Origin of the sequence: Leptospira congkakensis, from assembly GCF_004770265.1 — a bacterium.
GTDB classification, from domain to species: domain Bacteria; phylum Spirochaetota; class Leptospiria; order Leptospirales; family Leptospiraceae; genus Leptospira_A; species Leptospira_A congkakensis.
Window position 1 is genome coordinate 86,078 of the sequence record NZ_RQGQ01000014.1, and the last position, 20,370, is coordinate 106,447.

Genomic DNA, 20,370 nt, shown 5'->3' on the forward strand with positions numbered 1-20,370 from the left:
ATTCTTTCTAAATGAAACAATTCCCGCAATTAATGAAAAAAAGGCCGTAACTCCGAATATGATGGATTCAAACAAACTCATGCAAAAACAAAAAAAAATTTTCCTCTCCCCATTTCACTTTGCCAGTACTATTTTATTTTTTACGAGTTTATTCTTAAGCCCAGTTTACACGCAAGAAAACAGACAATCCATCGACGAAATCAAGAAATCTGTAGTCCAAATCCGAGTGTTTTCACAAGCCAAAGACCCCTTCTCTCCCTGGATCTCCTCCGGGATTTCTGCCTCAACTGGTTCTGGTTTTTTGATCTCTCAAAACCGTATCCTCACCAATGCCCATGTTGTTTCCAATGCAAAATTTATGGAAGCCCAACGGAACAACCAAACCGAATGGTATGAGTTAAAAGTTTTATTCGTTGCACATGATTGTGATTTGGCGCTTCTTGAGGTATCCGATCCGGAGTTTTATAAAGACAGCAATTTTTTAGAACTTGGAAATTTACCAGAACTAGCAAGCCCTGTCGATATCATCGGTTACCCCATCGGTGGAAGCAAAATTTCTGTTAGCCGAGGAATTGTATCTCGAATTGAACAATCAACGTATGCACATTCCCAAATTGATAGTCATTTAGTTGTCCAAGTAGATGCCGCCATCAATCCAGGCAACTCTGGTGGACCTGCACTCCAAAATGGGAAGGTAGTTGGTGTTGCTTTTCAAGCCTCTACTAAAGGAGAAAATATTGGTTACATTATTCCCACAGGGGTGATCCAACATTTTTTAAAGGATATCGAAGACGGAACTTACCATGGTTATGTTGAATTAGGAATCCAAACGCAACCATCCTATTCTGAATCCCATAGAAAGTTCTATGAAATTCCATCCTCTGTCGAAGGAGTTTTTGTCACGAAAGTAATCAAAGCAGGTTCTGCAGATGGATATTTAAAACCAGGCGACTACCTAACAGCCATAGACGGTCGAAAAATTGGTAGGAATGGAAACTTATTAGAATCTAATTCCGTTGATTTTTTAGAACTAGTAGACAATAAATTCGCTGGTGAAGAAATACAATTCGATCTCATTCGAAACAAAAAGAGAATAAGTGTAAAATTTCCGGCTAAAAAAATGCCTCAGATGGAAAATCAACGGTCAAGGTACGGAATCAATTACGATTATCTTGTGTTTGGTGGTCTTGTATTCCAAACAGTCAATAGAGACCTCCTCGAATCTTGGAGCAAAAACGGACATACACAAGGAGGAAGCCTTCTTGTGTATCGATTTTATGATGCCACCACACTATCGGATGGACAATCAGAGGATGTAGTCTTGTATCGTAAGCTACCTCACCCAAACAATTCTAATTCTGATTTTTATTTGAATATGGTAGTGGAATCTTTGAATGGTACAAAGGTAAAAAATTTATCTCATCTAAAAGAACTTCTTGGGTCTACCAAAGAAAAAACCATAAGAATTCAATTTTATGGAATTCAATTACCAATGATCTTAGACAGAGAAGAGTCAGAACGTGCTGACCTTGAAATCAAAAAAACCTACCACCTAACGGAAAATTAAAATTATGTTTCATTTGAATCAAAACAATCGTTATATCTGTATACTTTTCCTATTTTTAACCGGTTCCTTATTTGGAAAATCGGTTCCTGTAGGGATGACGGATTCTTCTATCCTTCAAATCAAAGCCACAGTCCAATATCCAAATTTTCTACAACCATGGCGTTTTAAAAATCCCGAAGTCCGTCATTCCACTGGGATTTATATTGGAGAAAATCGAATTCTTGTTCCTGCCCAAGCAATCTATTTTTACACAAGTATTGAAATCAAAAAACCAGATGCATTAAAGTTATATACTGCTGAGTTGGAACGTTTGGATCCTGATTTAGGTCTTGCCATCCTAAAGTTGAATGATCCAAATGCTTCGAAAGATTTAAAGGCCGTTATTTTTCCAAACGAATTATTTTTGCCAGGAACAGGTCTTGTGATGGAAAGCAAAGACCAAAGGAATTTGGAAGAAAAAAAAATTAGGATGATTCGTTTGGATATGGATTCGTATTCTAGTGGTTATGTGGAACTTCCCTTTATTGAAATCCAATCCGAAGAAAAACTAGATGGCGTTGGTGAACTGATTGTAGACTCCACTGCCAGAATCCCGCAAGGAATTTTGTATCAATTCAAAGAAAACAATACAGGTCGAGTCATTCCTTCCTTTTCTATCAAACATTTTATCGAAGGAAAAACGTTTCCATTCAAAGGGTTTCGATTCAAACCCTTAACCGACACGGCGACAAGAAACTACTATGGGCTGAAAAAAGACGACTTAGGAGTGTTAGTGGCAGAAATTTATCCCGGATCTTCTGCTGAGGGAATTTTACAATTGGAAGATGTGTTGCTAGAAGTTTCCAATTACAAAATTGATCCCAAAGGATATTTTGACCATCCCAAGTTTGGAAAGCTGAATTTATCTTATCTCTTTCATAATACCAATGATTTAGATTCACAAGTGGGGAAAAAAATCAAAATAAAGGTTTTTCGAAATAAAAAACCAGTTTCTTTAGAAATGGATTCAAAACCTCTACCCGAATCCGCCATTCGCATTCCTTATGGAAATTCTAGATCCGAAACACCCCGATATTTAATGTTAGCTGGTATTGTTTTTCAGGAACTTTCGGAAATGTATCTAACAGAACATGGAAACCAGTGGAGAAACCGTGTTAACAAAGAACTTCTTTATCTGAACGATTTTTATCGAATCAAAAGAAATGTTAATGAAGGGAAAGTGGTGTTTTTATCACAAGTTTTACCACTTTCAGGGAATAAAGCTTATCACTCCGCTCACCAAATGATTCTAAAAACTGTGAATGGAATCCAAGTTCAGTCTTTAAACCATTTGCAGGAATTGGTGAAAAATTCTGACTCACCTTACATTCATTTTGTGATGTCAGATGGATTTGAACTCATCTTCAGAAAAGAAGAAATCCAAACCCTCAATGCCGAAGCAAAACAAAGTTTCCAAATTCAAAAGGATTCTAATTTTTAGAATCCAACAAATCCTATTTGGTATCCTAATTGTTTTGAAATGAGTAATACCTTCACAAGAAACAAAACCAGAATGAACAAAGTTAATAGTATATACTCTTGTTTGCGGATGGTTTTGTCTTCGTTGAGTAATAACAATAAAACAGGAATAGAAAGAGTAAACATTCTGGATACGTTTTCATAAACCGACCAGAAATGGTAATACCCTGCAGTTCCCACCATAAACATAATTAATAAAAAAGAAATCCGAAACTCCCAACCCTTTTTTATCTGACCAGTAAAAGGCAAAAACAATCCCAAAAAGAATAAAACAACAAGTGGAAAGCGAGAAAACAACCTAGCTAAGTCTTTCCAGTTGGTTCCAGAAGCAAGAGATCTCCAAATAGATTCCATATAAGAAATCAGGCCTTCCAATGGTAAAATAAAATCAGTAAGTCGACCTGGTCTCCAGTTGGGGAAACGATATGCCAAATACAAATGCCAACAGATAGGAATGATGAGGACAGATCCCACTACTAAAATTCGTTTCAGATCCCTTTTGAAAACGGCAGCAAGTCCCAAAGGAAATAATAAAAACAAAGCTGGCTCTTTAGTGAGTATAGCCAAACTGGAAAACAAAATAAAAGGGATATATTTTTTGTTCACATAATAGTAATAGGCAATGATCAGAATGGACACCATTACGGTATCACTCACAAGAACATAGTAACTTCCCAATGCAAATGGACTTAATAGATAAAGAATGGCATAAGGTTTAGTTTCTTCATTTAATAATTTACGCAAATAAAAATAAGAAACTAAAGTAAGGACGATGTTCCAAAAATACATTCCAAAAATTGCAGTTGATTTCCCAAAAAAACCAAAAAGAGCAATTAACAAAGGATAGCCGATTCGCGGTGCGCGGTAAGATTCATCAAATCCCTTTGGCCAATTCAAATTAAATTCAGAAAGTGGCCTTGAAAAATAATAAAAAATCTGGCCATCGTAACCAGCTCCCAAATCACCTTTTTCACCTTTAAACAAAACAGCTTTTTCCGGTGTTTCCGCCTGGTTTTGTAATGCGAACTCATACCCAAAGTTTACCATGGAACTCGGATTCCATTCATATTTTTTCCAATATCCTAAAGTGGAAACTCCCCAGACCAAAAAAAATAATAAAATACTGGCCCATTGTTTCGAATTAAAATATAAAAAGATGGGGTAGATACGATTTAGGAACATTGGGTTCACTCCCATTAAGGATTAAATTTTGAAATTTGAGATTCTAGTGATTTAGAAAAAATAGAATTATAAAAATTAGCGCCTTCATAGGTTAGATGGTGTGGATCAAAAAAATAACGAACCTCTGTAACCACTTCCGTATGGTCAATTAGTGTTTGGCCTCTTGATTCTAAATGGGATCTTAAGTTGGATATCCAATCCTTTCTCCATTGTGAATTTTTATAGAGTTCAAATTCAATTGGATTTTCAGGGCTTAGAACCAATACAAAAGGGATCTTGTGTTTGTAAAAATAATCAGAAATACTAAGGATACGATTGAATTCCCACCATGGTGCAAAGGTTTTGGAATTTACATTTTTTTTAGCTTCTCGAACAGAATGTAATCTCCAAAGTTCATTCCTTGTTCCTGCATCCCTAATCATACGTTCAAAATAATCTTCTTTAAAATCAGAAACACTCATCGTGACCAAACGAGTGTCATCCCAATAACTACCACGAGAATAAGAACGATTATCTAATTTTGGTGTTTTACAGAAAAAATGAGACAATCGAACCCCTACTGCCTCGTCTCGACCATAACGGATAAGGTTAACTTCTTTTGCAGAAGATAACTCAGAAAGAATTTGAATTTGGACCAAAGACCATTCTGCTGAAGGTTGAATCAAAGTATCCCATTCTAAATCATTCCAGCCAGAACGTTCGAAAGTTTTTTCAATGTCCAAAATTGTTTTTTGATTTATAAATGAATTCTGATCCGCATAAAAACGGAATCTAATTTTTGTGTTTGGTTTTTGAAAGAATATGGACTCTTTTTGTTTTTTATCAGAACAAACCAAAGTCGCAGTTTCTTTTGTCCAACCTTTGGACCAAATACCTTCTATTGGTTTCTCACCTTGGTAGAGGTGATACTTTCTGCCACTTCTGAAGTGATTGTCAACGTAGACTTCGATAGGATCCCAAAAAAATACTCGGAATCGACTCACATAAAACAATGATTTGCCGGCAAGTTTGGATATTGTTTTTCTAGGTAACTCGGACCAATGATCCTTTAAAAAAGCCATTGGGTAAATCGTTTTAGCAGGGTATCTTTCACCAAATTCCGTTACCCATTTATCTTCATTGAAGTAAAACTCATTATTTTTTGGTTCTAAGTATTCCCACTGCATATCTGCAAAGTTAAGCAAATAAACTACTAAGTTCGGGTTAGAAAACAAAAGATCTTCTTTATAATAATCAAGATCCGTTGGCGCCATCGCCACATGGGAAAAAAAAGAATATTTGGTTTTTGGATTTTCCTTTTTATTCAGTTCATCTGGTAAAACAGAATACAAAGCAACGGAACTTCCCGTGATGATCGTCCGGTGTTTGTCTTCGGATGATTGTAATTCTTTGGTTTTATCAATAAAGTTATACCAAGGAGAGGAATCCCATTCTGTTTCATTGGGGAATAAAAAATAGAGTTCTGAGAAGATGAGTCGATCCAAAAACAAAATCCCGCCGAACAAAATGCAGGTGATCACAAACACCTTCCATTTCAGTCCGAAACGAGATTGATTTAAGGATGTTGAGGGATCAGTTTCCATTTTCGTAACAAAAGTTTTTTTGCAAAACTAATGGCAAGTTTCAATACTTTCTTATTGAAACTACTATTTGAAAAGATATAACGAATTGGCAATTCTTTGATAGAACCATCATTTCTTGCAACAATAGACAATGCTTCCATATGAAAATCAAAGGCTACCGATTCTAATGGATACGATGCTATTTTCTGAAACATTGGTTTGGAATACCGTCTATAACCACTTGTGCAGTCGCGCAGACCAGCTCCAAAAAGATTCAAAATCCCTTTGGATAAACAATAATTCATAACCTTGGCAGCAAGCCAGGAGATGAATTTGCGGTAAAGTGGTACATTTACCGTAGAAGTTCTAGAGCCGATCACCAAGTCACAATTCGGAAAAGATTGGAATTCCTTCAGGTAACCGGCGTCATGCGATAAGCCAGCATCCATTGTAATAACCCATTCATATCCTTTTTCCACAGCATACTTCATTCCATCTTGGATTCCCTTAGGAATATGTGTATTTTTTTCGTGGCGGATGACATGGAGCCTTTGGCCAAATTCTTTTTGTAATTTGGCCAAAATGGTCGGTGTAGAATCTTTACTAGCATCATCCGTTACGGAAACATCTGCATATACAATTGCACCCCGAACCACTTCTTCAATGGTTTCGGCTTCATTGTATGCAGGGATGATGACTAAAGTTTTTCCAGACATATTACTTTCCAGAGATATTGAATACGTCTTTGTTTGTTTCAATCCACTTAAGAAGTCTTGTCACACCTTCTTTTGGTAGGATTTTAGGATTAAAGCCGAATTTTTTTGCTTCTTTAATATCGCAAATAAAATAACGCATGTCACCTGGTCTTTCTACTTCAAAAAGGATTTCTTGTTTTTTACCAAGAATTTCACCAATGAGGTGGATACATTCTAAAAGAGAAATTTTATGTGGGCTTGCACCACCGATATTGTATACACCAGGAATAGGATTTTTAAAAAATTCTAAATATGATTTTGCACCATCTTCAGCATGCAAAATATCTCTAGTTTGTTTTCCGGTTCCAAATATTCGAAGTGGAAGTCCAAACACAGAACGGATTGCAAAGTTTGCTACCCAACCATGATCTTCACCACCAAACTGACGTTCACCATAAATACCTGTAAAACGAAAACTTGCGGCTTTTACGCCATACATATCCGTATAAGATCTTACATAGTGTTCCGCACTCATCTTGGAAGCGTGTAGAGGAGAAATTTGCCCCACCATTGTTGGTTGTTCTACAGAAATTTCAACAGGGTTTCTTTCGTAAGAAGTTTTTCCTTCCGTCAAACTATCGTTAATTGAGTTTCCATAAACATGGATGGAAGAAGTATTCACAACAGGGATTTTATGTTTGCGAGCCGCTTCCATTACGTTGAAAGTCCCAATCACATTTGTTGAAAAATCTAACTCTGGGTCTTCCCAAGAGATAGTCATCGCAGGTTGTGCTGCTGTGTGGATGATATAATCACAATCTGCCGAACGATCCATCAAATGTTCCAAATTTCGAATGTCACCTTTCACCATAGTGACACCAATTGATTTTAAATAATTCCAGTTATAATCACGAGTGGCATCAGATCCATAACCAGTTCGTTTTAATTCATATTTTGTCATGTTGTCAAAACTAACAACATCCCAACCTTCTTTACGAAATAATTCACAAACATGGGATCCTAAAAATCCACATCCGCCTGTTACCAATACTTTATTCGCCATCGCGATTTTCTCCTAGGTAAAACTTTTTAGATAAAATTAATTTCAGTATATAAATTGAATCTGAAATCATATCACGTAATCGGTATTCCACTTGTCCTACTGGTTTAAAGTAAGAGATAGGAATTTCAATACAACGCATATGAGATCTAACAATATCAATCATAAGCTCCACAATGAACTTTCGATCTTGGATCACTAGTTGTGGTTTTACTCGTTCGTATGACTCTCGCCAAACAGAAAAAAATTGACAATCCACATCGGTAAATCGTGGCTCTTGGCCCCACCAAAACACCTCAACCAATTTTCCCATCAGTAAATTTACCAAACGATAGAGTGGTTTGAGATTCGATCCTTGTTCGATCATCTGTCTTGTGGTGCGAGTACCAATCACCATATCCGAATCTTTCATATACTCGAGAAGTTTTGGAAAATCTTTCGAACGGAAAGATCCATCTGGAGAAACAACAACAATGATATCTCCCGTTGCGTATTCGATTCCCCTTCTCACTTGTTCCCCAAGTCTTGTAGGGTCACCATCCCCTGGGAAAGTGTAAGTTTTAACTTTTTCTTTTTTACTGAGAGCTAAAGTTTCGTCAGTGGATTCGTTATCGATGACAATGATTTCGTTAAATTTGTCTTTGAAGTCAACAATCACATCAGTGATAGATCGTTCATTATTGTTAGTTGGGATAACAAGGCTTGTTTTGAATTTATGAAACAGGTCATTTCTTACTTCATACACTGCATGATAATAATCCTGCATAGAATTGATATTGAAGTATTCACAACTGAGAGTGGTAGCATACACTCCGCCTTTGGACTCTTTTGCCATTTTATCAATCACATCTGTGATTTCGATAACACCTGACTTTGCCGAAGGAGGTGTGTTTTTAAAAAATTCAAAATATTCTGGTGTGAAAAAGTAACTTCCTAGTCCCAAAAGTTCATTGGGAGGATTTTCTGGTTTTTCAACCAAGTTGACTATTTTATCATTTTCTAATACAACGGAATAGTTTTTTCGAATCCTTGAAAGTAAGGAAGTTTTTACAATCCCAATGGAGGCGGCCATATTCGGATGTTTTTTTAAAACTTTTAAAAACTGATCGTGATCTGTGCGGTAATAAAATTCATCACCAAGAATGGTAAGAAAAGGTTCATGAATAGTTTTTTCAAGGCTCGCCACATCAGAGGCCAAACCTTTTTTTGTCCAATCCACAGGTTCGATCACTACCTTAGGAATCGCCAAACGGATATGATCAATCTCGCCAATGATTTGTTCTTTGAGGTGACCAACCAGTACATAAACTTTCTCAATTCCAAAGGTTTTGACCATAAGTTCCACATTGCGGTGGAGGATGGACTTTCCTTCGATGACGAAGAGAGGTTTTGGAATGAAGCTGGTTCGGGGATATGCTCGGGTTCCTTTTCCGGCAGCCGCAATGACCCCAATTCTGATCTTTTTCAATGTAAAAGGAAAGTCTCTGAAACGAACCCCTGGGTCAATTAGAAAAGGATCGTTTCCATCGGTAGAATTGGAAACCGGAGCCGGTTTTGTAGCCTTGGAAGGGCTCCCAAACGCGCTTAGAAGGATTCCAGGTCTTTTCTGGATCTTTTCCCCCAAGCCCATTCAAATGGAAACCCCAAATACCCTCTGGAGTCATCTGCATTGCCTCAAATTGGACCGCCACCGGAGTTCCGACGCTATGTGTGAGAACATTGGGTAGAGATATTGATTTTAAAGTTCCCAGTAAGGACTCCGAAAGGAGAAACTGACCCGACGAGTCCTGGACCAATCGAAATTCGAGATGATCACAATCAAACCTTCGTAGGAGAGCCATTTTTTTGCCCCAGGTTTCCGTGGCGCGAATTTGACAGGCCTCTGGGACAAGGATCCGTTCTTTCCCATCGGTTGCTACTTTTCCGACAAATAGAACCTCTTCCCACCCACGTGATTTTTGGTATCTGAGTTCTTGGGCATTATAAAAAGACTTTCCCTTTTCCGTGAAAATCTCTATTCCTAATAATAGATAGCCATTCTCCGTAGCCAATTGGTCGGAAAAATATAGGCCATCCACCTCTTTTGCGAAGTTTGGACTCGTCCAAAAGAATGTCAGGGAAAAAAGACCCACTATTAGAAATTTATGCATTTAAAACGACTGATCCTTTTTTCTCTTCTTTTCGTAACATCATTCACATCTGATTGCAATCTCCTAAATCCAGAAAAAGAAAAAAATGACGATCTTTTGTTGTTACTCGGAGCCTACTCCATTTTTGGATCTAGTTGTACGGATGGATCCGGCTCAGGCATTTGGGCCAGGGACCTAATTACCAATTCCAGTGTTTGTGTTGCCGTCGAATTGGTTAGTTCAGGCACTTATGTGAATGTTTACAAAGAAAGATCTTTATCACTCAATTTTGATTTAAAAAAATTTGGTCGTGACTTTGACACCATCACATATCCGAAGTTAGTTTCCACTTTTGGCACTCCAAGCGACGTAGATGGTGATGGTAAAGTCAAAATTTTAGTTATGGACATTCGGGACGGCGCAACAACTAACAGTGCCTATGTGGCAGGTTATTTTGACCCAACTAATTTTTTCCCCGACCTTTTCTTTTCCAGAATTCGTTCCAACTATGCGGAAGTTTTGTATTTAGATGGAAAAGAACTAATAAATTCACTTACATATGATGCCAATGCTTTTGCCTCCACGGCAGCACATGAGTTCCAACATTTACTCAGATACCCAAGAATGCGAGCCGCCAACCAAACCGACGAACTTTGGATTAACGAAGGAACAAGTGAAGTTGCAAGTGATATTGCGGGTTACGGTCCACAAACAAGCCGAATGGATTGTTATTCAGGTGTGAACGATTCGCGCTGTTCCGATGGGATTAACGGGATTTCACTTCTGGATTGGGACAATAGTAATAATGATGTTTTAAAACAATATTCTTTTGCTTATGTATTTATGCGATATCTCTATGATATCTCAGGAACAAACGAGACCCAAAGACAAAACTTCATCAAAGAAACAGTGGTTGGAGAATCGGGGACAAGGGCAAACACCACAGGGAATTTAATCAATATATTTAGAAATACCACTTATGCTCCCAATTTTGACGCAAGCCTACTTGGTTCCACAAATTCTGATGTATTCTTTAGAACCTTTACTTTACTCAGTGCCCAAAGTTTTCAGATCGCTAATCTAACAAACGTAGAACAGGTAACAAGTGACGGGGCTTCCCCCACAACAATCAATTTATCTGGTGCACTTGTTAGATATCCTTTACCAACGACTCTTGCACGTATTGGTACAATCTATCCCGTCACACCAATCACAGCGCGAGGTACGATCAAACAAGGATCATCTAACTTTTATAATTCAGGAACACCAACAATTACAGCTGGAACTTCCAGAAAGAATTACGGAAGAGTCACTACAGCACCAAGCAAAGGAATCTTTTTTTGGGCGGATTCTCCTACAGGGCTCAGCACAAATGTCAAATACGTACAAACAAACGAAGGTGGCATTACCATTCCGAAAAAACCTCGTTCCCTCAAATCCATAATAGAATCATCTACTGGGCCTATACCCATTTGCGGGATAGAGTTTACAGATGATGACGTTCGTACTTTCGAAAGTATTCCAATAGAATAGAACGCATCAAACTACGATAACAGTCCTTTGCTACGTGGCCTCCGTCAGCGAACGCATTACAGGTATATGATGGATCGTTTTTCAATTTTAAAATTGAAAAGTTTTTACTGGCAGTTAGAGTATCAATTTCTTTTTCCCAGGTTTTTACTAGGTCCTCTTTTTCCATAAGTGATTCAAAATCTGGTGAAGAAAGTGGCCAAATAATAACAGTTTTTATCTTTTCTGTCTGCAACCGGTCTAAAATTTTTTCATAAAAACCAAACTGCATAGGACTACGTACATAAGAGGCGAATAACCAATCCAATGTTCTATGACTTGTCATTTGTAAGGAATTAGAATCCTTTTCCATATAGTTGTCTATGGGAGAAAGTCCATTCCCATTATGAGTTAATATATAATCATAAGTTGCCTTGTGCATACCGATCGCATTATCCAAATATGGATTTTTGTAATTTTTCCACATTTGATCAATATAAGGTTTGTAAGTTCCCACTGCGAAGAGTTTGCGGCCTAAATAAAAAGACACATGGTCTTTTCCAAATAAACTCAAGTTAGACAAAACATAAGACAAATCAAAACTATAAGTGAGATTAGAACTTTTGAATACAGAGTTTTGGTTAAACTGATTTGGATCTGTTTCCATAATGACCAAATCTGGTTTGATACCTGCGTTCAAAATTTTTGTGAGTTGGAAGTCGTAATACGCAGGTGTTGTCACTGCTGAAGAGAGATTGTATATATCCCAATCTGGATAAAAAGAAACCAACTCATCATGATCAAAATAAAGGAGGCGCGAAGAACCCAAAATTAACATGATTTTTTTGGTTTTGGGAGAATTGACTCCTGGTTTTTCAGAGATCAGTTTTTCTAAAAAGTCCGATTTGGCCTTATAGTTAACTGCCGTTAAATCAATCTTTGTGATTGTTTGGATATATGGGATTCGAAATATCGAATCAACAACAAACAAAAATAGTAACAGGATAACCGGGTAAAATAAGAACCGTGCCTTGGACATATCTGAAAGGAGAAAGGAAATGGATTAAATTGTAAAGCGAATTGAGGTGACTCCCCCGAGGTTTCGATCGAGGGAGAAAATACTTTAAGCGACTTGGATGCGAGCGAGTTTACGTTTCTTTTTTAGATTTACGAACCAGTCATCAGCGTTTCTGACATGGCTTACTAATTTTTTTACATATTCTCGATTTTCTGGGTTCAGAATCTCACGAGCTTCTTGGATAATTTCTTCCACAGTTTTCACATGGAAGGTAAAATAACTAGTAAAAAGTTCGTAATACTCTCTATCCGTATTCTCCCAGTCCTTTGACTGAATGTCAGCGGAAAAATCAGCTAACTGTGGTATGTCGATCTCAGGTGTCGCATCAAAATGATTATTCATCATAGCAATACGGTCTGTTACATCAGTTAATTTTTGGAAATAGATTTCCAATTCGGGATATTCCATCTTCCAACCCTCCTTAACAACCCTACTTTTACCAGGATTTTGGAAAGGGTCTAGAGATCAAGCCTTTTTAAAAAATTTGGTGATGTCAGGATTTTGTTTTAGAAAGTCTTTTAGATGTAATGCTTGTCCATCCCATGCCTCTTTGGCACCGTCAAGCCATACATCCGAAGCATCTCCATCCGGGAATCCCCCATTAATTATTGTTAGCTGAGACGAATTGGGACCTTTTGATTCAAATAATAATTGTAAATAAATTGCTCCTGAGGGATCTGCAGGATGATCTTTCCATTCCATAATTAATTCTTTTAATGGTTCGATCTTTTTATAAATTCCATGAGTGGTGAAATCACCTTCCAATCCCAATTTCCAAGTCCACGAAAAATCGCCACCAACCTTTGGCCGACCTCTTACCTCATCTGCCAACCAATGTACTAACACTTCGTAGACGGTAACACCCGACCACAATCGTTCTATTGGTTCGTCAAAGGTAAATACGGACTGGGTTTCTCTCATAGACAGAGTAGTAAGAACTAGGGTTTCCTTTGGCAAGATGTTTTTTGGAGGGGAACTACTGGAGGGATTCCCTACCAGTAGTCAGGTTTAGTACGAATTTAAAGATTTAGATTGTTTGGCCTAACATACACAGACTGAACCACGCTGATGTTTCGCATCTGGAAGGCAGCCGCACAATATGCTAAATAATATCTCCACTTCCTGATAAAAGTTTCGCTATATCCTTGGTTTCTTACCTCTGTCAAATTTTCTTCAAAAGCCTTTAACCAAAGACGAAGAGTCTTCGCATAACTAAGACCTAAATCTTCCAAATGGAATAAATACATATCCCCTGTACGACCTATGGCTTGGTTCATTCGACCAATCGAAGGCAAAAGAGAACCGGGGAAAATATGTTTCTGAATGAAATCGATTCCATTTTTAAAAGAGGTAAACCTAGAATCAGGACAGGTGATGACTTGTAAGGCCATAATCCCATCTCTTGTGAGTAAATCCTGGCATTTTTGAAAGAAGGTTTCGTAAAATGCATCCCCTACCGCTTCCAACATTTCCACAGAAACAATTTTAGTAAATTGTCCTTCTATCTTTCGATAATCTTGAATGCGAATTTCGATTTTGTCAGAGAGACCTTCTTTTTGAATTCTTTCTTTGGCAAAATTATACTGTTCTTCGGAAAGTGTAACAGTAGTCACACGGCATCCATAATTTTTAGCTGCATGGATGGATAAAAATCCCCAACCACTTCCAATCTCTAAAAGATGATCGTTTGAATTTAATTTTAATTTTTGGCAAAGTTTATCCACTTTTTTTGTTTGGGCTTTTTCCAAACTATCTTCCAAAGATTCAAAATAAGCAGAACTATAAGTCATAGATGGATCGAGAAACAGTTTATAAAATTTGTTTCCTAAATCATAATGTTCTACAATATTCTTTTTACTTCCTGTAAGAGTGTTTTTCCTTAAAAAATGTAAAAATTTATTACCTAAGTTGAATAAATCTAAGTGGAAAAGTTTTTTCTTAGCACCAGATAGACTGGGACTTTCCTCCACATTCAATATAAACCAAGAAATTACATTTTCAATGGAATCTGTTTCCCAATCTCCCGTTAAATAAGATTCGGAAAATCCAATATCACCGTGTAACACTGATTTCTTGAAGAAAACAGGATTTTTTACATGGATAAGAGCCGAATGAAACTTTGAATCTACATTGGCATTAGGATCCCCTAAAGTAATTTGTTCTCCATCTGGGAGGATCATTCGAAGTGATCCTCGTTTCATGGAACTCATGGCTTTAAAAAATATCTTCCTGAAAATCGGAAATTGTTCTATGGTAGACTTGTTCTTTAATTCGGTAAAAAGTTTTGAATCAATCGTGTCTTGTAAGAGGGACTGGTTCTGTGATTTTTCCAAGGGGAACTCCTGTTTGTTTCTCTAAGTTTTGGTGTTTCGAAATGTATGGAATTTTTTTGATCCAAAGTTTGAAGGCTTGCCAATGAATCAATGTTATTATTTTGACGGTGATGAATGGAAATTGGGTAAAAAGTTTTAATAAGTATTTTGATTGGAATGGAATTTTTTTTCCAAGAAAGGAAGTGGTTAAAATTCGTTTTCCATTTTCGAAAGAGTCGACACCAATCTGCAATTGATCACCGGGAATGTTCAATCGGAATTCAAATTCAGAATCCAAACTGATAAAAGGTGAGACATAAAAGTTCTTTGGTTCTCTGATATAAACTTCTGGATCCGCAATGGTTCCCTTGGCTTTTTTGAAATAACCCACATAGGGTTTGATTTCACCGAAAGTATTCCCCACTTCTGCAATCGATACAAGTGGTTGTCCTAATTTGTCATAACAAAAATAAAAACTCACAGGGTTGAACACATAACCAAGAACACGAAGGTTCGTGAGTAGAAATATCTTTCCAATATCCTTCACCCCAGAGGCTTCGAGAAAAGACTTAACGTTTTCATAAACTGTTCCTTTTTCAAATTGGATATGATCCTTATCATAAAAAGAAAACAGATTGAAACGATTGCGTGAAAACCAAAAACTCTTGTGGGACAACTGGTCTATTTCCAAAAGATCCAAATAAAAATTAAAAATCCGGTATTGGAATTTGTTTGGTTTCGGAGCCGTCCGTGTATGAAACACGTCCGCCTCGTACATACAAGATTTTAAGTCCATGGATCCCTTTTCAGAATGTCACGGGAAACATTCACCGCTGATAAAAATCCATCTTCATGAAATCCATACCGAAAGTAAGCACCTGCATAATAGATAGGCCCATTTTGATTGAGTTCAAACAAACGGTTTTGCCCAAGAGCGGCCTCCACAGAAAAAAGTGGGTGTTCATAATCAATTTTCTGAATGATTTTGTCCTTGGCCACTCGGTCAGGATCGTTGATGGTCACAAAATAATTTTGTTTTTTAGAAACATTTTGCAAACGATTCATCCAATAAATCGTATAAGGATTTTGTTTTCCGTTTTCTCCTTCTACAATCTTATAATTCCAACTCGACCAACAAGAGGATACTTTTGGCATATCACTCGCATCCGTATGTAAGGTGGCTGTGTTGTGTTGGTATTTGTAAAGAGGGAGGAGTTCATTCTCTAATTTTGTAGGATTTCCTAGTAATTTCGCAGAAATATGGCCATGTGTGGCAAGTACTACCTTATCAAAGATTTCCTTTTTCCCTTCACCAAACACAAGTTCTACCTTACCATTATTCGTACGGTTTACTTGTTTGACTGGAGTGTTGAGTCGAAATTTATCTTTGATCGGTGGGATAATTCTTTTGGCATATTCATGAGACCCGCCATCAACCGTATACCATTGGTGTTGGGTATTCAGCCCCAAAAATCCATGATTGTAAAAGAAACGAATGAGTGACTTAGCTGGAAATTCCAACATCAAATCAGGAGGTGTGGACCAAACCGCCGAACTCATGGGGATTAAATAATAATTTAAGATGTCTTTTCCATACCGAAACACCTCCATGTACTGACCCAAATTCCAAGTATCATATTTGGGATCGTCCAAAATTTTAGGAGCTGTTTTGTTAAACCGGTCAATCTCGAGTAACATCTTCAAATACCGAGGTCGGAAAAGATTTTTTTTCTGAGCAAACAACCCTGAGAGTCCAGATCCGCAAAACTCTAATTTGGTGGGATCATGTTGTACACTAAAGGACATATCCGATTTTTTAGTCGGAACATTTAATGTTTGGAAAAGTCTAAGTAAGTTTGGATAGGTTACATGATTGAATACAATAAAACCAGTATCGATAGGAATATGTATCCCATCTTCCTCTACCATCACTGTATTGGTATGACCACCGATATAATCAGCACTGTCAAAGATGGTTAAATCAAAATCATTTTTTAAAAAGTATGCGGAACCGAGGCCGGCAATTCCTGTACCAACGATGGCTAATTTTTCTTTCACTTGTTTCCCTTTCGGTCATTAGACCGTTAGAGAAAGAGTTGGTTCATTTGTTGGTGGACTTCTTCTGCTTTCTTTTGTGCAGTTTGTCCGAAATTTTCTTCCAAAGAACTAAGAGTGATTCCCCGCGAAGAATTGATGAGAGAACGATTTCCAGAGGCTTGGATGATGGATTCTAGGTCTCCCCCTTGGGCTCCGAATCCTGGGATGAGAAAACACAATTCGGGATGACGGGCACGTAAGGACTGGATCTCTGATGGATGGGTTCCCCCAACGACAAGTCCCACTTGGTTTGGATACTCTTCCCCAAGCCTTGCCATTTGGTCACTCACCTCTTCATACAAATAAAGATCTTTTCCCGTAAGTTTTTGTTTTTGAAAATCCTTTGAACTAGGATTTGATGTAAGCCCCAGTACAAAAATATAACCACCAAGATCCAAATACGGAACTAGACTATCTCGACCCATATAGGGATTGACTGTGAGGGCATCCACTCCCAAGGTTTGAAAAAAATACTTAGCATATTCTTTGGAAGTATTGGCAAGGTCACCGCGTTTGGCATCCATCACAACCGGAACTTCCGGAGAAACTTCCCTCATCAACCGAACCATATGTTCTAAAGCAAAATAACCCTCTGCCCCCAACCTTTCAAAAAAAGCAACATTGGGTTTCCAAGCCGCTGCGTAGGTGTGTGTGTATCGAATGATGGTTTCAGTAAAATGAACTAGCGGAGCTTTTGAATCCAAACTTACCTTTGGTAATTTTTCTAATTCGGGATCTAGACCAATACAAAGTAAAGATTTTAAGGTATCTCTACGCGAATCGAATTTTTGAATGAAGTTGGATTTGGAATTCACTTGGGTTCCTTAAATTGGATCTTTTGTTTTCGTTTTTCTAATTCCAAGTCAATATCTCGTTTTTTATAACGACCATAAATATGACCGGGAATCACTGTGACGGCAGTGATAGGATTGGCCACTACATCTCCAATCGCTCCTCCCACATAAGTAGAGTAAGCTGGTGTGAGTAACTCATAAGAGGATTCCAATTGTTCTCTGTCATATTTTTCTGCAAAATAATTGAGAGCGTCATCCGAAGCTCTTGCTTCATGATACAAAGCTCCAATCACAGGTAGTGCATAAACTGCTGCATAAAGAGTTCTTTTTTCTCTTTGTGCAAAATCTTTTGCATGGCCTCCTTCATGGATGACTACAGGAGGTAAATCAGAATAAACATTAATGGTGTTGGTAAATGAATTGTAATGGTCTCCACCAACAGTTCCTGCGAGTAACCGCCCTGGAAGGAAAGTATATGCGATTAAAGATATGGATCCAAAAAAATAACGAACCACAGGATTGATATTTTTATTTTTGGGCAGGCGTTTCCATTCCGAAAGCGGGGCATATTGATTGAAACGGACTTTAACATCTCGTAAATTGTTTTCTTTGATATAACGAATCAAATACTCTTTTGTTTCTTTAGAAATATGATGGTTGTCTGCTTTTAGATTCCAAAGTACGAGTTTGGAAGGAAGCGAAAAAATCCAATTTCCAGTTTGGTCTAAAATCCAAACTGGTTCCCCTTCTTCAAATTGTGGATCATCTTCTGTAAATTCAGGACTAGGGAGATATGGATTTCCATAGTTATATGGTTTTTCCAATGAATAACAGTTGGTGATACCAAACCCAAGTCCAAGAAATAAAACAAAGGAAAAAAACTTCATAAACTTTCCATGATTTCCTTGAGTTTAGGGTCAACTGGTTCTTGTTTTGTGGGCGTTTGTTTTTGTTTGATGGTTGGTGCCGGTGGTTCAGGTTCCAGAGTTGGATCTGCAGGAGAACTTTCGTTATACCCGGAAAGAGTTTCCAAACGAGTAAAAAATTCTGTTAAAGAATTTCTTCCCAATTGGTTCAATTGATCTTCCCGATTCCCACGAAATCCATTATAAGGAACGTACCAAATCAAAGGAACAACGAAAAGAATACTCCCTGTTAAATAACAATTGGTCACTCGAGAATCAATTTCATCATAATAAGAAAACTCTTCTTCGGATTGGCCTTGGATTTGGATTCGCGCTTTCATCCGCACAAAAGTTAAATTTTTAGAACATCTGTCGAGAGAAACTAACTGGTATTCATCGACAAAAATTTTACCACCACGACCAAGTAACAAAGGAAACCGATTCCCTCGAATGGAAAGTTCCTTACGAATCAAATAGGACAAAGGACCGTATTCATTGGGGAGTCCTTCTGGATTGGCAAAATACCCATCATAAACCCCCATTTTCATTCGGTTTTCCTCTTTGACTTTGATTTCAATATGATCCATTTTTTTGACAAATTCAAAGGGAGATTCTTTGGGAAAGGGCCTATACACTCGAAGGGAAATCCCACAACTAGATACAAAAAACGAAACGAAAACAATAATGATAAAATGAAACCTTAGTTTAAAAAACATAAGTATACCCAATGAAAATATTCGAAATGGCGTAAATCCGAGAAGAACGTTTGTCTGTTCCATCTGCTTCATAGAATGCAGAACTTAAATAATAATCCCGAACCCCTGAAAGAAAGGACTCCTCATTCAACGACCGAATCCCTGGTGCAGAAGATTCATTCGCTCTCCAAATGTATTGGATTGCTTGAATTCCTATTTGAAATTTATGATGTGTGAGAGGTTGCCAATTGGCCTGGGCCAAAATATCGATTCCTACAACTGATGTCTGGAGTGGTTTTTCTGAAAATAAAGAATACGCTTCTCCTCTCGACACTTGGGATTCTGCAAATCGAGAAAGACCTCCGTTTCCAGTCATGATATCCCTTCGATAATTCAGTCTACCTAGAGGAGTCACAAACATATCCCCTCCTATATCATAAGAAAAATCATCCTGAACCCTATGATAAAACCGAAATCCAGCACTCGGTGCTATGTATTGCATGGTATCTCGCATAATACCAGTTTGTCCCAATGATTGTGAGGAAAAAACAGAATTGGTTTGAAAAGCTCCTGTTCGAATTCCAAAATCCCAACTATATCCAAAATCCTTTGAATACTCTTCGTAAATCTTAACAACTAATTTATGTTCAGCGCTATTTAGCCGATCGGAATGGTAGGCAGACTGTGCTCCACCAATAAATCCATAAGAAAGATAATCATTTGAAGTCTGAAATTGGAAATAAACATATTCCAATCCCCATTTTGCAGATTTGTGTTTGTATGCCACTTTCGGGGAAAAGGAACTGGATCCCTTTTGTTTTTCTATATCATAAGTAAAAGGAAGGGATCGGATATTCTGATAACCCATCGCCGAACGAGGAAAATACGGAGTTCCTGCTTGAAATGTTACTCGTCCATCATCGTTTGCCCAATCGTTTCCAGAAGTGAAAAAACCACCCTGCCCCATAAGCCTGAATCCAATTTCCCAAGTTCCTTGATTGAATTCTAAGGATCCATTATTGGTAGCAGGGAGATTCGAAGTGATGGGATAATCGGGTTCGTGGTTTTTTTTGCGAAACTGGTTTTCGCGAAGTCCTTTGATTTTAGTGCGAAGTTCAGCTGCTTTTTTAGGGAACCCACGTTCCTCATAGGATTCCGCCTCTAATTCCAATTTTGTGGCTTTCGTTTCCCTAGCCAAAAGAAGATCAGGTCTTAAGGCCAAAGAAACTAAAACAAAGAAGTAGAGAACAGAAATCCGTTTCACAAA

The 20,370-nt window shown here is 37.7% G+C and carries 19 protein-coding genes; 3 read left to right on the top strand and 16 right to left on the bottom strand.

The window, feature by feature from the left end; genetic code table 11:
- Positions 1–19 precede the first annotated feature (19 nt).
- Positions 20–1,567 carry a S1C family serine protease gene (locus tag EHQ70_RS09515; RefSeq protein ID WP_135585803.1) on the top strand — a complete coding sequence of 516 codons (1,548 nt, stop codon included), beginning with the start codon at positions 20–22 and terminating at the stop codon, positions 1,565–1,567.
- A gap of 4 nt (positions 1,568–1,571) precedes the next feature.
- Complete coding sequence (locus EHQ70_RS09520; protein WP_135585805.1) at positions 1,572–3,047, top strand: PDZ domain-containing protein; 1,476 nt, start codon at positions 1,572–1,574, stop codon at positions 3,045–3,047.
- Here the strand turns inward: EHQ70_RS09520 and EHQ70_RS09525 are convergent.
- Genes EHQ70_RS09525 through EHQ70_RS09550 form a run of 6 tightly spaced genes read right to left on the bottom strand, consistent with a single transcriptional unit; the run spans position 3,044 to position 9,734 of the window.
- The gene (locus tag EHQ70_RS09525; protein ID WP_135585807.1) at positions 3,044–4,267 is read right to left on the bottom strand and encodes an AZOBR_p60025 family cell surface glycopolymer formation protein; all 1,224 of its coding nucleotides are present in this window, start codon (positions 4,265–4,267) and stop codon (positions 3,044–3,046) included. The two genes, EHQ70_RS09520 and EHQ70_RS09525, sit on opposite strands and share 4 nt — an antisense overlap.
- Positions 4,268–4,281: 14 nt before the next feature.
- Complete coding sequence (locus EHQ70_RS09530) at positions 4,282–5,850, bottom strand: hypothetical protein (RefSeq protein ID WP_244288283.1); 1,569 nt, start codon at positions 5,848–5,850, stop codon at positions 4,282–4,284.
- Complete coding sequence (locus EHQ70_RS09535) at positions 5,823–6,545, bottom strand: glycosyltransferase (protein ID WP_135585809.1); 723 nt, start codon at positions 6,543–6,545, stop codon at positions 5,823–5,825. Before EHQ70_RS09535 ends, EHQ70_RS09530 begins: the two co-directional genes overlap by 28 nt.
- 1 nt (position 6,546) lies before the next feature.
- A complete protein-coding gene (locus EHQ70_RS09540) occupies positions 6,547–7,587 on the bottom strand; it encodes an NAD-dependent epimerase/dehydratase family protein (protein WP_135585811.1) in 1,041 nt (346 codons plus the stop codon).
- Complete coding sequence (locus EHQ70_RS09545) at positions 7,577–9,052, bottom strand: nucleotidyltransferase family protein (protein ID WP_135585813.1); 1,476 nt, start codon at positions 9,050–9,052, stop codon at positions 7,577–7,579. Before EHQ70_RS09545 ends, EHQ70_RS09540 begins: the two co-directional genes overlap by 11 nt.
- A 34-nt stretch (positions 9,053–9,086) precedes the next feature.
- Positions 9,087–9,734: a hypothetical protein gene (locus EHQ70_RS09550; protein ID WP_135585815.1), complete on the bottom strand. Its 648-nt coding sequence runs from the start codon at positions 9,732–9,734 to the stop codon at positions 9,087–9,089.
- Between EHQ70_RS09550 and EHQ70_RS09555 the strand changes: the two genes are divergently transcribed.
- The gene (locus EHQ70_RS09555) at positions 9,729–11,246 is read left to right on the top strand and encodes a peptidase MA family protein (RefSeq protein ID WP_244288284.1); all 1,518 of its coding nucleotides are present in this window, start codon (positions 9,729–9,731) and stop codon (positions 11,244–11,246) included. The two genes, EHQ70_RS09550 and EHQ70_RS09555, sit on opposite strands and share 6 nt — an antisense overlap.
- Here the strand turns inward: EHQ70_RS09555 and EHQ70_RS09560 are convergent.
- From EHQ70_RS09560 to EHQ70_RS09605, 10 genes are all read right to left on the bottom strand, one after another.
- Positions 11,200–12,213 (bottom strand): DUF1574 domain-containing protein, encoded by a 1,014-nt coding sequence (locus EHQ70_RS09560; RefSeq protein WP_244288285.1) that lies wholly within the window; start codon positions 12,211–12,213, stop codon positions 11,200–11,202. The two genes, EHQ70_RS09555 and EHQ70_RS09560, sit on opposite strands and share 47 nt — an antisense overlap.
- Positions 12,214–12,345: 132 nt before the next feature.
- Positions 12,346–12,708 (bottom strand): PLU-1-like domain protein, encoded by a 363-nt coding sequence (locus tag EHQ70_RS09565; protein WP_135585819.1) that lies wholly within the window; start codon positions 12,706–12,708, stop codon positions 12,346–12,348.
- A gap of 57 nt (positions 12,709–12,765) precedes the next feature.
- Positions 12,766–13,221, bottom strand: coding sequence for an SRPBCC family protein (locus EHQ70_RS09570; protein WP_135585821.1), 456 nt, complete (start codon positions 13,219–13,221; stop codon positions 12,766–12,768).
- Positions 13,222–13,319: 98 nt separating this feature from the next.
- Positions 13,320–14,633 (bottom strand): SAM-dependent methyltransferase, encoded by a 1,314-nt coding sequence (locus tag EHQ70_RS09575; protein WP_135585823.1) that lies wholly within the window; start codon positions 14,631–14,633, stop codon positions 13,320–13,322.
- The gene (locus tag EHQ70_RS09580; RefSeq protein ID WP_135586148.1) at positions 14,590–15,390 is read right to left on the bottom strand and encodes a DUF1365 domain-containing protein; all 801 of its coding nucleotides are present in this window, start codon (positions 15,388–15,390) and stop codon (positions 14,590–14,592) included. The genes EHQ70_RS09575 and EHQ70_RS09580 overlap by 44 nt, the downstream gene beginning before the upstream one ends.
- Before the next feature lie 8 nt (positions 15,391–15,398).
- Positions 15,399–16,670, bottom strand: coding sequence for an NAD(P)/FAD-dependent oxidoreductase (locus tag EHQ70_RS09585; RefSeq protein WP_135585825.1), 1,272 nt, complete (start codon positions 16,668–16,670; stop codon positions 15,399–15,401).
- A gap of 26 nt (positions 16,671–16,696) precedes the next feature.
- Complete coding sequence (gene pyrF / locus EHQ70_RS09590; protein ID WP_135585827.1) at positions 16,697–17,524, bottom strand: orotidine-5'-phosphate decarboxylase; 828 nt, start codon at positions 17,522–17,524, stop codon at positions 16,697–16,699.
- The gene (locus EHQ70_RS09595) at positions 17,521–18,390 is read right to left on the bottom strand and encodes a hypothetical protein (protein WP_135585829.1); all 870 of its coding nucleotides are present in this window, start codon (positions 18,388–18,390) and stop codon (positions 17,521–17,523) included. Before EHQ70_RS09595 ends, pyrF begins: the two co-directional genes overlap by 4 nt.
- Positions 18,387–19,124 (bottom strand): hypothetical protein, encoded by a 738-nt coding sequence (locus EHQ70_RS09600; protein ID WP_135585831.1) that lies wholly within the window; start codon positions 19,122–19,124, stop codon positions 18,387–18,389. Before EHQ70_RS09600 ends, EHQ70_RS09595 begins: the two co-directional genes overlap by 4 nt.
- On the bottom strand, positions 19,114–20,367 hold the full coding sequence (locus tag EHQ70_RS09605) for a hypothetical protein (RefSeq protein ID WP_135585833.1): 1,254 nt from the start codon (positions 20,365–20,367) through the stop codon (positions 19,114–19,116). The genes EHQ70_RS09600 and EHQ70_RS09605 overlap by 11 nt, the downstream gene beginning before the upstream one ends.
- Positions 20,368–20,370: the final 3 nt, after the last annotated feature.

Coding starts and splice junctions, on each gene's coding strand:
- EHQ70_RS09520 (WP_135585805.1), top strand. CDS start 1,572: ATGTTTCATTTGAATCAAAACAATCGTTATATCTGTATACTTTTCCTA.
- EHQ70_RS09525 (WP_135585807.1), bottom strand. CDS start 4,267: ATGTTCCTAAATCGTATCTACCCCATCTTTTTATATTTTAATTCGAAA.
- EHQ70_RS09530 (WP_244288283.1), bottom strand. CDS start 5,850: ATGGAAACTGATCCCTCAACATCCTTAAATCAATCTCGTTTCGGACTG.
- EHQ70_RS09535 (WP_135585809.1), bottom strand. CDS start 6,545: ATGTCTGGAAAAACTTTAGTCATCATCCCTGCATACAATGAAGCCGAA.
- EHQ70_RS09540 (WP_135585811.1), bottom strand. CDS start 7,587: ATGGCGAATAAAGTATTGGTAACAGGCGGATGTGGATTTTTAGGATCC.
- EHQ70_RS09555 (WP_244288284.1), top strand. CDS start 9,729: ATGCATTTAAAACGACTGATCCTTTTTTCTCTTCTTTTCGTAACATCA.
- EHQ70_RS09550 (WP_135585815.1), bottom strand. CDS start 9,734: ATGCATAAATTTCTAATAGTGGGTCTTTTTTCCCTGACATTCTTTTGG.
- EHQ70_RS09565 (WP_135585819.1), bottom strand. CDS start 12,708: ATGGAATATCCCGAATTGGAAATCTATTTCCAAAAATTAACTGATGTA.
- EHQ70_RS09570 (WP_135585821.1), bottom strand. CDS start 13,221: ATGAGAGAAACCCAGTCCGTATTTACCTTTGACGAACCAATAGAACGA.
- EHQ70_RS09580 (WP_135586148.1), bottom strand. CDS start 15,390: ATGTACGAGGCGGACGTGTTTCATACACGGACGGCTCCGAAACCAAAC.
- EHQ70_RS09595 (WP_135585829.1), bottom strand. CDS start 18,390: ATGAAGTTTTTTTCCTTTGTTTTATTTCTTGGACTTGGGTTTGGTATC.
- EHQ70_RS09600 (WP_135585831.1), bottom strand. CDS start 19,124: ATGTTTTTTAAACTAAGGTTTCATTTTATCATTATTGTTTTCGTTTCG.